This is a genomic window from Streptomyces glaucescens (assembly GCF_002154375.1).
GTDB lineage: Bacteria > Actinomycetota > Actinomycetes > Streptomycetales > Streptomycetaceae > Streptomyces > Streptomyces glaucescens.
The window spans coordinates 1-11,954 of record NZ_MUND01000163.1; the positions used below are offsets into that span (position 1 = coordinate 1).

General features: G+C 70.6%; 11 protein-coding genes and 2 pseudogenes. 6 read left to right on the forward strand and 7 right to left on the reverse strand.

Annotation, left to right across the window (positions count from 1 at the left end; genetic code table 11):
• Both CCN42_RS44365 and ureA read right to left on the reverse strand, forming a co-directional pair.
• Window positions 1–125 (reverse strand): annotated as a pseudogene (locus CCN42_RS44365) (urease accessory protein UreG); the annotation flags it as partial.
• Window positions 115–336: pseudogene (gene ureA, locus CCN42_RS12360) on the reverse strand (urease subunit gamma); the annotation flags it as partial. The pseudogenes ureA and CCN42_RS44365, both read right to left, overlap by 11 nt.
• Before the next feature lie 493 nt (window positions 337–829).
• On the opposite strand from ureA, the gene CCN42_RS43245 reads away from it, so the two are divergent.
• On the forward strand, window positions 830–985 hold the full coding sequence (locus CCN42_RS43245; RefSeq protein ID WP_086173352.1) for a DUF6131 family protein: 156 nt from the start codon (window positions 830–832) through the stop codon (window positions 983–985).
• 159 nt (window positions 986–1,144) lie between these two features.
• Here CCN42_RS43245 and CCN42_RS12370 read toward each other — a convergent pair whose 3' ends face one another.
• The 5 genes from CCN42_RS12370 to CCN42_RS12390 all read right to left on the reverse strand — a co-directional run bounded on the left by CCN42_RS12370 (window position 1,145) and on the right by CCN42_RS12390 (window position 5,458).
• The gene (locus CCN42_RS12370) at window positions 1,145–1,693 is read right to left on the reverse strand and encodes a phosphatase PAP2 family protein (protein WP_086735382.1); all 549 of its coding nucleotides are present in this window, start codon (window positions 1,691–1,693) and stop codon (window positions 1,145–1,147) included.
• A gap of 79 nt (window positions 1,694–1,772) precedes the next feature.
• On the reverse strand, window positions 1,773–2,837 hold the full coding sequence (locus CCN42_RS12375; protein ID WP_086735367.1) for a YihY/virulence factor BrkB family protein: 1,065 nt from the start codon (window positions 2,835–2,837) through the stop codon (window positions 1,773–1,775).
• Window positions 2,838–2,921: 84 nt separating this feature from the next.
• Window positions 2,922–4,085 (reverse strand): oxygenase MpaB family protein, encoded by a 1,164-nt coding sequence (locus tag CCN42_RS12380; protein WP_086735369.1) that lies wholly within the window; start codon window positions 4,083–4,085, stop codon window positions 2,922–2,924.
• 49 nt (window positions 4,086–4,134) lie between these two features.
• Window positions 4,135–5,169: a polyprenyl synthetase family protein gene (locus CCN42_RS12385; protein WP_422641160.1), complete on the reverse strand. Its 1,035-nt coding sequence runs from the start codon at window positions 5,167–5,169 to the stop codon at window positions 4,135–4,137.
• Window positions 5,170–5,179: 10 nt separating this feature from the next.
• The gene (locus CCN42_RS12390) at window positions 5,180–5,458 is read right to left on the reverse strand and encodes a polyprenyl synthetase (protein ID WP_086735371.1); all 279 of its coding nucleotides are present in this window, start codon (window positions 5,456–5,458) and stop codon (window positions 5,180–5,182) included.
• Between the two features lie 252 nt (window positions 5,459–5,710).
• Between CCN42_RS12390 and CCN42_RS12395 the strand changes: the two genes are divergently transcribed.
• From CCN42_RS12395 to CCN42_RS12415, 5 genes are all read left to right on the forward strand, one after another.
• Entirely contained in the window at window positions 5,711–6,601 is an 891-nt protein-coding gene (locus CCN42_RS12395; RefSeq protein WP_086735373.1) for an MBL fold metallo-hydrolase, read from the forward strand.
• A 220-nt stretch (window positions 6,602–6,821) separates the two neighbouring features.
• Window positions 6,822–7,229, forward strand: coding sequence for an effector-associated constant component EACC1 (locus CCN42_RS12400; RefSeq protein ID WP_143661901.1), 408 nt, complete (start codon window positions 6,822–6,824; stop codon window positions 7,227–7,229).
• A complete protein-coding gene (locus tag CCN42_RS12405; protein ID WP_158102083.1) occupies window positions 7,216–8,868 on the forward strand; it encodes a caspase family protein in 1,653 nt (550 codons plus the stop codon). Before CCN42_RS12400 ends, CCN42_RS12405 begins: the two co-directional genes overlap by 14 nt.
• 193 nt (window positions 8,869–9,061) lie before the next feature.
• Window positions 9,062–10,072, forward strand: coding sequence for a hypothetical protein (locus CCN42_RS12410; RefSeq protein WP_086735378.1), 1,011 nt, complete (start codon window positions 9,062–9,064; stop codon window positions 10,070–10,072).
• 547 nt (window positions 10,073–10,619) lie between these two features.
• Entirely contained in the window at window positions 10,620–11,357 is a 738-nt protein-coding gene (locus CCN42_RS12415; RefSeq protein WP_086735380.1) for a hypothetical protein, read from the forward strand.
• The last annotated feature ends 597 nt before the right edge of the window (window positions 11,358–11,954 follow it).

The following is an 11,954-nucleotide window of genomic DNA, read 5'->3' on the forward strand; positions in this document are numbered from 1 at the left end:
GGAGAAGGTCGCGGTGAGGTTGTCCCCTCCGGAAACTCGATGAGGACCAGGTCCACCGGGGCCAGGGCCCGTTCGCGTCGCTCGACCGCTTCGAGGTTGGCGGAGATGTCGTCGCGGGGCGCCGTCCATGACCTCGCCGCGCTGGAGAACATGCCGGCCGGACTCCATGACCGCGTCGACCGTCGCCCCGGCCCGTGCCTCCTCGTACACGTGCGCCGTCAACAGCGCCATGACCTCCGGGTAGTTCAGCAGCAGTCCGCGCTCGCGGCGCCGCTGGGCGACATCCTCCGCCACGTGGACCAGCAGGCGTTCCTGCTCATGCGGAGTCAGATGCATTCGGCCCCCTCTTCTGGTTCGTCGCTCTCATCGGGGCTGCGCGCGTCGCCGGAACATCACAGTGCGTGCCCCTGGCGCGTGCGCCGCGGTTCGATCTTCCTAGAGGAGCGGAGGCCCACGGAGCGGACTACTCCCTGTGGCCCCTGATGGAAGGAACCGGAGGCGCGGGTGGCGCGGGGCGCGACGGCGGGCACGCGGACCCGCCCCTCGCGAGCGGTGAGCGCCGGAACCGCACGCCCCGGCCGCCGGCCGCGCCGCACTCGGTGAACCGGGGCCTCGCGGGTTGGCCGCGTGATCCACCGGGAGGAGCCGGTCGGGCCGTGGTCACCGGGCGGGTGCCGGCCGTCCCCCGCCGAGGGGTTCACCGGCCGGCCGGCGGCATCGAGCCCGTCATCGAAGGGGACGGCGCGACCGATGCGGCAGAGGTAAAAACTTCCCAATAGGGGTACTTCGGTCCACAGTGGTAGCAGCACTGTCGTCATAGGAGGCGATCATGCTCCTCCTCGGAATCATCCTGCTGGTCGTTGGATTCGTCACCGGCATATCGATCCTGTGGACGATCGGGATCATCCTGGCGGTCATCGGCGCGATTCTGTGGATCATGGGATCCATGGGACACGCGGTCGCCGGCCGCCGTCACTACTGGTGAGTCGTCCCCAGCGGCACCGTGCCGTCCCTGGTTGACTGCCCGCCGGCCACGGCAGGCCGTACACCGGGCCGGTACGCCGCCGGCATCCGCCACACAGTCACGTCACCGTGGTCTCGGCACGTTCTCTTCGAGTCCACTCGGCCCACGTGCCGGAGACCGTCAGATCCCATGGCGCAGGATCAGATGGGGAGCACGGCGCGTGAGCCAGGCGGTGGCCAGGCCGATGGCGGCTCCGGCGGCCACGTCGCTGGGGTAATGGGCGCCGCTCTGCACCCGCTCGAGCGCCACCATGGCGGCGGGCACCGCACACGCTGCTCCGGCGGCGGGCCAGGCGGGTGCCACGGCGGCGGTGAACGCCACCGCGGCGGCGGTGTGCCCGGACGGGAAGGAGGAGGAGTCGGGGCGGTCGTCGACCTCGTCGTGAGGGAACCACTCCCTGGGCGGCCGGGGACGGTCGGCCAGCTGCTTGCACAGGCCGTTGGAGACCAGCTGAGCGACGACCAGGGCGGTCAGGCCGGCGGCCGCCGCCCGCCGCCCGCGCCATCCGCCCAGCGATGCCATCGCCGCTGCGGCGGCGCACCACAGCTTGCTGCTCTCCGCGGTCTCCTCGACCGCCGAGAGCACCTTGCCGACGCCCGGCGGGATGCGGGAAGCCGCCTGCTGTGTCATCACCCGGTCGAACTCGCCCAGCTCCGTCAGCCATCTCATGAACCCCATGTATCCCGGAGTGCGCCGGGACAAGCCTGCTCGTGCCCGTGATCAGCCTCTCCCGCCTGCCGCCCGACGATCACACGTCGTCCAGCCGGCGCACGTCCTCCGCGTTCCAGGTCCGGGTGTCGCGCGGCTCGGTGTAGGGCTCCCGGCCCGGCGGCAGACCGCCCGCGATGGCCCGCTGCCGTACGATCTCCGCATCGAACTCCAGGCCCAGCAGGATGGCCAGGTTGGTGATCCACAGCCAGACGAGGAAGACGATGACGCCGGCCATGGTGCCGTAGGTCTTGTTGTAGGAGGCGAAGCTCGCGACGTAGATCGCGAACCCGGCGGAGGCGATCATCCACATCACCAGGGCCAGGGCGCTGCCGGGGGTGATCCACCGGAAGCCCTTGACCCTGGCGTTCGGGCTCGCCCAGTACAAGATCGTGATCATGATGGTGACCAGGACAATCAGTACAGGCCACTTGGCGATCGACCACACCGTCAGCGCGGTGTCCCCGATGCCGAGCGCCTGCCCGGCGCGGCCGGCCAGACCACCGGTGAAGACCACGATCAGCGCGCTGATCACCGCGAGGACCATCAGCACGACCGTCAGCGCGACGCGGATCGGGAGGATCTTCCACATCGGGCGGCCTTCCGGCATGTCATAGACGGCGTTGGAGGTTCGGATGAACGCCGCCACATAGCCGGAGGCCGACCAGACGGCCAGCACCAGGCCCACGATCGCCATGACGGACCCGACCCCGGCGTTCCCCTGGAGCTGCTCCACGGCCCCGGTGATGATGGTGCGGGCCGCGCCGGGCGTGAGCTGCTCGAGGTTGCCGAGCACCGTGTCGGTGGCCGACCTGCCGGCGATACCGAGCAGGGAGACGAGCACCAGCAGCGCCGGGAACAGCGACAGCACGCCGTAGTACGTCAGAGCCGCCGCGCGGTCGGTCAGCTCGTCGTCCCTGAACTCCCGCAGGGTGCCCCTGAGGACGGCCCCCCAGGCCCGCTTGGGCAGCTTCGTCGGCGCATCCGGTTCCCGGCGCTCCACCTCGGGCCCGGGCCCGGCCTCCTCGGGCGTCGGCACTTCGGGTGCCCGCGCCTCACCGCGGCCTTGGTGCGCCTTGCGCCCGGGAAGATGCAGCCTCGCCATACCTTCCGGATAACCCCGAAGGCCTTGCCTACGCCGCCGGGAACGCCCGACACGCCGGGAGGCGGGCTTCCCGTGCCTCGGGCGTCATGGGGTGACGGTGGCGGCCGGCGGGTCCCAGCGGCGGGTGCGCGGCACCGTATCAGGGACGCCGTAGTCCTTCTTCAGGTGCTCCGGGATGGCGTAGTGCATGACCCGTCCGCGGGTGAGCGAGGACAGCTCGAAGACGGTGGTGAGGTGACCGAGACGGTCCAGGGCCCACGCGCCGAGCGGCGAGCGGTCCTCGATGGTCTCCAGGACGCCGAGGAGATGCGGGGCGGCCTTGACGACGGTGTCCCACGCCGTCTTGGGCACATCGAGCCAGTCGGCGCAGGTGTCGCCGACGAGGTAGCGGATGAGCGCGGAGACGATCGGGTCGAAGAACGTTCCCGGGACGACTTCCTCGTACAGGTCGATCAGCTGCCGCGTCAGGTGCGCGCCCTCCTCCGACGGACCCATGTGCCGGAGCATGTAGAGGTCCAGGAACCGGCGCGCGTCCTCCAGGGTCTTCGGTACGGCGTCCTGGTCGACGCCGAGCATCGCGCCGACCACCCGCCAGGCGTAGAAGTAGGCGTGCGCGCCCTCCTCGGTCATGTGGACACCGAGGCGGTGCAAACTGTCGAGGACCAGCAGGGAGAAGAACATCTGCCCGCCGATCATGTCCTCCTGACAGATCGGCACGCCCAGCGCGGCCGTGTCCCAGCGGTTCTCCCGCCGGAGGTGGTGGCGGATGGAGGCGTGCAGCAGGCGGACCTTCTGCGCGGCGGGGACGAAGCGGCTGCCGGCCTCGAACGCGTCGGGCTGCATGAGGTGGACGGTGAACTGGCCCGTCTCCGCCATCCGCTTGGCGGGGTACTTCAGCGAGTGCGTCGCCGACAGCAGCTTCGCCACGTGCGGCACGACGTAGCAGGCCGGCATGGACGCGAAGGACAGCGCCGTGGAGATGTGCACGTTGTTGTCGATGAAGAACAGCCGCGCCCGCTCCATCTCGCCCCAGTCCACCCACGCGGGTGGCGCGCCGGTCACCTCGAGGTACTCGCGGGCGACCTGGGGCAGCCCGTCCGGCAGCGGCGCTCCCACGGTGGAGACGTACCGCATCAGGGTGTTGAACTGGCCCACCTCCCCCCGTTCGAAGAGGGTGGCCACGGTCGCGTCGGCGAGTTCGTCGCCCGCGTCGCGCAGGGCGTCCAGCGACGCCTCGGTGTGGGCCATGACAGCACTCCTTCGTCTGTGTCCTCGGCGGTGCCGGCCGGACAGCGGGTCAGTACTGGCGGCGCGTGACCGAGTGCGCCAGGGCGCACAGGACCGTGCCGGCAGCCGCGGGCAGCGGCAGCGCGTGCAGGGCGGCGAGCGCCTCGTCGACACGCTCGGTGATCATGGCCTCCACACGGTCCGGCGCTTTCAGCCGCCGCATCAGCTCCCGCAGCTCGTGCACACCCTCACCGTCGGGGTCCGGGCGGCCGAGCAGCTCACGCATGCGCTCGCGCTGCGCTTCGCCGGCCAGCCGCCACGCCTCGGCGAGCAGCGCGGTGGGACGGTGGCCGCGTACGTCGTCGCCGTTCGCCTTGCCGGTGACCCGCTCCTCCCCGAACAGGCCGAGCAGGTCGTCGCGCAGCTGGAACGCCTCCCCCAGCGGCAGGCCGTAGGCGCGGTACCCCGAGCACAGGTCGTCGCCGGCCCCCGCCAGGACGCCCCCGATCAGCAGGGGGTGCTCAACGGTGTACTTGGCGGTCTTGTAGCGGATCACCTTCAGGGCGGCCGCCGTGTCGGGAGGGCCGGCGGTGTGCAGGATCTCCAGGCACTCCCCCGCGATCAGCTCCCGCGCCAGGGTGCCCCACAGCGGGCGGGCCCGGCCGAGGTAGGCGGCGGGCAGGCCGCTGGTGGCGAACAGCTGTCCCGCGAGCGACATCAGCAGGTCGCCGACGAGCATCGCCAGCGACCGTGCCCCGCGCGCCGCGCCGGGCCGGTGGGCGACGGCGGGCCGCAGGGCCAGGTGAGCGGTGGGACGGCCGTGCCGCAGGGGGCTGTCGTCGATGAGGTCGTCGTGGACGATGGCCGCGGCGTGCACCAGTTCCATGGAAGCCGCCACCCGCACCATGGCCTCGCTGTCCGGCTGGCCGGCCGCCCGCCACCCCCAGTAGCAGAACGCCGCGCGCAGCCGTTTGCCCTCCGCCACCACCGACTCCAGTTGCTCCGCCACTGGAGCGAGTTCCGCGTCGATGTCCGCCAACTGGTCCGCCTCGGCGCCCACGAACCCGCGCAGCACCGTGTCGACGCGCGCCTTGAAGGCAGACACGTCCCACTTCTCAGTCACCGTCACCCGCCCGCCGGGCGAGGACCTGCTGCGCCAGGATCTCCAGGTGGGCCGGCGGGACCGCGGCGTACCGGTCCAAGGCCAGGCGGCCGCGCGCCATCAGGTCCCGCTCGGCATCCGCCGCCAGCTGCGCCGCGTCCGAGCGCCGTAACAGCCCCCGTATCGTCCCCAACGCCGACCCCACCGTGCTCAACGCGAGATCGGCGAGCCCCGCCACCAGCAGCACCGCATGCTCGTCCAGGCCGTCACGGCGTCCACCGTCCCCGGTCACCCGCTCTCCCCTCCCACAGCGCCGGTGACGTCATGCGGCGCCACCACATCCAGCCTTGCTCCCGGGTCGATCCGGCGAGGGAAGAACTCACGAACGGGTGAACAGCGTCTCGTACGAGCTGTTGCCCGAGCCGAGTCGCGGCTGGTATCCGTTCCACACTCCGGGCTGATCCGGGTGCCGTCGGTGCTCCTCCTCGGCGGACTCGGCCGCAGGGTCGGCCCGCGCACCATGCCAACGACAGGAGTGACGACCATGCCCCCCACGGGACACACAGCGGCACACTACGGTGCGGTCGGCGTGCTGGTCGGCGCTCGCCTGGGTGCCTATCCGCACGCCAACTCGCTGCTCGTGCGGGGTGCGACGGCATCCCTGGTCGTCGATCCGTCGCTGTCGCTCGTCGGCACCGCACCGCCCGCGGACCTGGTCCTCGTCAGCCACGCGCACGAGGACCACATCGCCGGTCTCGGCAGCTACGACGTGCCCGTCCACATCCACGAGGACGACCTGCCCGCGTTGCGGTCCCGCGCGGCGCTGATCGCCGGATACGGCCTCCCGCCCGACGCGGCCGACGAGGCCGACGCGACCGTGCGGGACCACTTCCACGTCCGGGGACGTCCGGACGCGACCGGCTTCGAGGAAGGGACCGTGTTCGACCTCGGCGGGCGCACCGTGACGGTCGTCCACCTCCCCGGGCACACCGTGGGCCACTGCGGCTTCCTGATCGAGCCGGACGGCTTCCTCTTCGTCGCGGACATCGATCTGACGTCGTTCGGCCCTTACTACGGTGACGTCGGCAGCAGCCTCGCGGACTTCGAGGCGTCCATGCGCCGGTGCGGGGAGATCGACGCACGCTGGTACGGCACCTCCCACCAGAAGGGCGTGATCGAGGGCGCCGCGGAGTTCCGGCGCCGGCTCGGCACGTTCGCCGGCGTGGTGGAGAAGCGTGAGGCGTCACTCCTGGCGTTCCTCGGCGACCCCCGGACCGTCGAGGAGATCGTCGGGCACCGCCTGGTCTACCGGCCGCACGTCGAAGGCCCGCACGTCGGACCGGTGGAACGCAGAACGGCGGTACAGCACCTTCACCGGCTGCTGAGCGAAGGACGGGTGGCGGAGGTGGAGGAGGGACGGTTCCGCGCGACGTAGCCGGACCTGGCCCGGCCTGCGCTTCCAGGTCGCGCCGCGTCGGCGGTGTTCGGAAGTTCAGCGGCTTCGCCGGCGGGCTGGAGCGGTCATTTCGCTCTTTCCCGTGTGCGGGCCAGGAACGGGCCTTACGGTGGTGGCGGCCACTCCCGGGAAAGCACACCCGTGGCGCGTGGCCGGCGGCTGTGCCTTGACGGACCAGCGAGTTCAGGGGGTAGCGGGGGTGCGCTTACGGATCGAGGCAGGCGACTCAAGCGACGAAGGTCCGGACGGGCAGGCAGCGGCACGTCTGACCGGCGACTTCGCCGATTGGCTCGCACAGGACCGGGCCGTGTCCCTGCACACCGGCATCCGCCGGGTCCGTCCGGAGTCGACTGACGGTGCGATGTCCGGTGACCTGGTCGAATGGATCAGTCTCGCGATCTCCTCAGGCTTCTCCACCACCGCCTTGGTCTACGCCCACAAGTCCTTCCGGGCCTCCCTGCCGCCACGCCTCAGGGCCGGCGCCCGCATGGTGATCGAGCACGGTGACGTGCGCGTAGTGGTGGAGAACGGCACCGAGCAGGATGCGGTGCGCATCGCTCGGGCCCTCGCCTCGCCACCCGAGAGCACGGGTAATGCCGGTTCCTGACCCTGCTCACAGCCGGGCCGTCCTGATCGGGATCGGCGCCTACACGCACCCCGATCTCAAGCCACTGCCCTCCGCGGCAGCCGGAGCCAGGCGACTGGCCACCCTGCTGCGGGACAGGACCGTGTGGGGTCTGCCGCCCGAACACGTCACCGAGCTGGGCGCGGAGTCCTCCACGGACCAGATCCTGCAAGCCGTGCACGGCGCAGCACGGCAAGCCACGGACACCTTGCTGGTGTACTTCGCGGGGCACGGACTGCGTGACCGCGCGGAGCGGCTGTACCTGGCGCTGGCCGGAGCCGACGCGGATCAGCCCGAGATCGGGACGGTCTCCTACCGGGCACTGCGCAACGTGCTGCGACAGTCCGGTCACCGGGCTCGATACCGCCTCACCGTCCTCGACTGCTGCTACAGCGGCCTGGCGGGTGCCATGTCCGCCTCCACCACACCCACCCGCGCCGACCTGGCCCGTGCCCTGGACGAACGCCAGGCGCAACAGATCGACGACACGGACTACGGTGACTGTGTCCTGACGTCCGCTCCGCCGACCAGGCCCTCCTTCGCACCGCCCGAGGCGGCGTACCCGGAGTTCACCGGCGCACTGATCGACATTCTGGATCGCGGCGTCATGGGCGCGGGGCCCACGCTGAGCGTGGACGACGTCTGGCAGCGTGTCAGACACCGCCTGCGTGAGCGCGGGAGCCCCGAACCGCAGCAGTTCGCTCAGAACGGGGTTGCTCGCCACGTTCATCTCCACAACCGGGCGGTGACCGGGCTCAACCCGTCCTCCGAAGAGCCTGTCCTCCGACGCGTCGGCGAGGCGGACGATCCGCCCGTTCAGGTCCGCGACGGCCGCTCCGCCGACCGCGTCCCTCGGGACCCCGAGCGGCGCAGGACGATCCTGCGGGACCCCAAGCGGCGCGAGACGATCCTGCGGGACCTGGAGCGAAGCAACAGGACACTGGACCGGGCGATGCGGCGCTCGAGCCGTCCCCGCAACCTCTGGACACGCGTAGCTCTGCTGGCCGTCACGGGATCCGCCCTCGCCGGAGGGATCGGCTACGCACTCTGGGCGTCCTGGCCCGACGGAGACCGGCAAGGTGCCGGTTCCTCGAAGTCGTCCGCACCCGCGCAGACCACCACCGCTCCACCCAGCAACCGCTCCTCCGCCCCCGCTCGCCAGCCGGACGGTTCACCGGATCTCGGCAAGCAGGCAGTGAATTCGAAGGCCATCATGCGCCTGCCCCGCTGCACGGAAACCGACTCCTCGGTGACACTGAGATTGACCTCGGCACGGAACAGTTACCACGCGGAACACACCCCGACCTTCGTTCTCAACATCACGAGCCCATCCGCATGCAGGGTCAATGTCATCCCTGAGTCGGTCCAGCTCTCCATCGCACCCGCGCTCGACAACCTGCCGATCTGGAGCTCGACGTCCTGCACCGCGCAGCCCCGGGACCGATGGATCGCTGCATCACCGAAAACCCCGGCCGTAGTCACCTACCGCTGGAACCGCCTGCCCAACAAGTCCTGCGACATCACAGAAAAGGCAGAGGCCGGCGTCTATGTCGCCACCGCTTCGCTCGACTCCCTCTTCATCCCGGACGCACGCACCAGCTTCGTCCTCAGCGCGGACTGACCCCGTGTGAGCCCGTCCCGTGCGGTGCGCGCGTCGAGGGGCCAGGGCAACCATTCGGCGGTGTCACGAGTCTTGCCGACGATCACACCGTGATCGCACTGACGAGGAGACCATCATCACCGCCATACGCAAGACCCTGACCGCCACCGCAGTCGTCGGCGCCGTTCTGGCGGGTTCGGCCGCCTGCGGCACCGTGGAACAGCTGTCCGCCGGGAAGAAGCTCGACGAGGCCTTCGAGAAGCTCGGCAAGGAGAAGTCGATCTCCTTCGAGTTCGGCCTCGACACCGACGCCCAGAGCCTGAGGGCGCTGGACGCCTCGACGGACCCGGAGCCCGGCGACGAGATGCCCGACGAGGTCGCCGACCTGCTGAGTGGCGCGAAGATCACTGTCACCGTGCAGTCGAAGAAGCCGCTCGACGAGTCCGGCGAGAAGGACTACGTCGGCATGGCCATGAAGGTCGGCACCAAGGACGGCGACCTCATCGAATACCGGGTCATCGGCGACCACACCTACATCCGCTCCGACATCGACTCGCTCGGCAAGGTGATGGGCGCACCCGTGCCGTCGGCGAAGGACCTGCCCCCGGGGGCGAGCGGGCTCAAGGATGTGCTCGAGGGCAAGTGGGTGAAGATCGACATGAAGGAGATGGAGAGGACCGCCGCCGAGATGGGGGCGGAGCCCGGCGCGAAGCCCTCGCCGGAGCCCACCCTCGACGCCAGGACCCAGCAGCGACTGCTGGAGGCGCTGCGCGAGACCATCGCCCGCGAGGTCGACTTCAAGAGCGCTGGTGAGAAGGACGGCTCCGAGCACATCACCGCCACCGCTCCGTTCCGTACGCTGATCACGGAGTTCTTCGACGAGATCCGTCCGCTCGCGAAGAAGCTGCCGCCGGGTGCGGAGATGCCCACGGAGAAGGACTTCAAGGACGCTCCGAACACCAAGGTCACGGCCGACTTCACGCTCGAGAACGGCGAGCTGACCGAGGTGTACGTCGATCTCGCCAAGCTGGCCGAGGACGCGAAGGTGAAGAAGCTGGGCCTGGTGGTGCGGATGAGCGAGGGGCAGGCTCCCACGGCCCCGGCCGGCGCCACCGAGCTCGACATGGACGAGATCCTGGGCGGATTCGGCGCCGCGATGATGGAAGCGGAGGGCGTCGGCGAGGAGGGCCTCCTGGAGGAGGACTTCACCGAGGACGCGGCGTAGGCACACGCCCGGACCGAGCCGAGGGGCGCGGCGAACGCGGGCGCGCCCCTCGGAGCACGACGGCCCCTCGGGTCGGGAGCCGACGGTGGTCAGCGCGTGATGCGACTGGGGTCTGTCGCCAACGCCGTGGGCCCGGGGATCGAGGACCGGGACCGGGGACCGGCGACCCGGGTCTACGGCTTGGTCCGCCGCTGACAGCACGATGGCACCCGGGCGGGGACTGTCACGCAACTTCGTGCCCAGGCAGACACGTCTCCCGCCGTAACTGGGTCCTACCCGCGCAGACGCGGGATCGAGGCGACCGTCCCGGTGCCCGCCGACCGCGTCCGCGACCCCAGAAGCTCGGCTCCGTGTGACCGAGGGGGCCGGCGGGCTGACGTGACGTGTCCCCGAATGCCCTGCCCCACGGCCCGGCCGAAGGTAGGGTCCGGATGTGCGTTGATCTTCCGGGCGGCGGCCCTGTGCAGCCGCAGACGGTCCAGGGCGGCCCTCGACGAAGGGGCCGCCCCAACAGGCATACCCGTCATACCTCGCGGAGATACGCACCATGACTGCTCAGCAGCCACTCACCTACGACGCACTCGTCGAACTCGCCACCGCGGACCCGGCCGTCGTCGGCCTCGTCCTCAAGGGTTCCCGAGCCCACGACGGCATGACCACCCAGCACTCCGACCACGATCTGTACGTGGTCCTCGCCGATGACGCCACGACCGATCTCACCCGGCTCGCGGGCCACCGCACCGCCGAACTGGACCTCGTCATCGTCTCTCTCACCGAGTTCCGCGCAGCCGGAATGCCCGGTTCAGAACGCTACGCCCTCGCCCGAGCCCGGATCGTGCTCGACCGGCTCGACGGAGACATCGCCCGGATCCTCGCCGACAAGGCACGCCTGGGTGCCGATGAGGCATTCCAGAACGCCGGTGGCTGGCTCGACGCCTACGCCAACTCGCTCTACCGCTCCGTCAAGAACCACCGAGACGGCCAGGACCTCGCCGCTCGCCTCGACGCCGCGGACAGCATCCGGTTCCTGATAGAGCTGCTCTTCGCTCTCGACCGGCGTCCCCGCCCCTACAACAAGTACCTGGAGTGGGAGCTCGCCCGGCACCCGCTTCCGGGCTGGGACACCGACGGCTTGCTCCGTGCCGTGGACCGCGTGTCGGCAACAGGCGACGTATCCCTGCAGCGGTACCTGTTCACCCGTGTCGAGGCGGCGGCCCGGGAGGCCGGACACGGCGAGGTGCTCGATGCATGGGGCGAGGACCTGGATCTCATGCGACCGCAATAACTGATCATCCAGACCCCTCCGTCCCCGCACCCGTGCCGCCAGCGCTGGGGTCTCCTCCGGGACGGGCCTGCCGGACGCAGCAGCGCCCCCAGCCGCAGCGCCGTCGGCGCCTGACACCTCGCCGGCTATCCCGCCCGTGCCTGCGGCCGATGAGATGCATCCCGGGATCCAGCTGCTGCTGGGAGATCGAGCCGCTCAGCCCGAGCTGCTGCTGACCGGGAAAGCACTGACCGACCAGGGCCGCGTCGTGACCGTGATGCTGGAATCCGGCGGGACCAGCACCCAACTGCGCCACATCATCGCCGGCCGCCCCCCGCGGACCCCGGTGCGCACCAGCGTCGGCGCGATCATCGCCGCCCGCCTGTGCGCCGCGCAGGCCTACCCGCCACACTCACCAGCCCGCACCACCCCGAGGACGTCCTGGACGATGAACTGCCCTTTTCCCCGACGTCCGCGCGGTCGTCCACGGGGCCCGCGGCCCGCACCGTCACCGAAGCCCTCACCTACCGCGCAATGGTCGAATGCGCCAGCTGCGGCGTCCCCGGCGAAGACCTCTGCCCGGCCTGCCTCGACTGGCCCCTGTGCTCCACCTGCCCC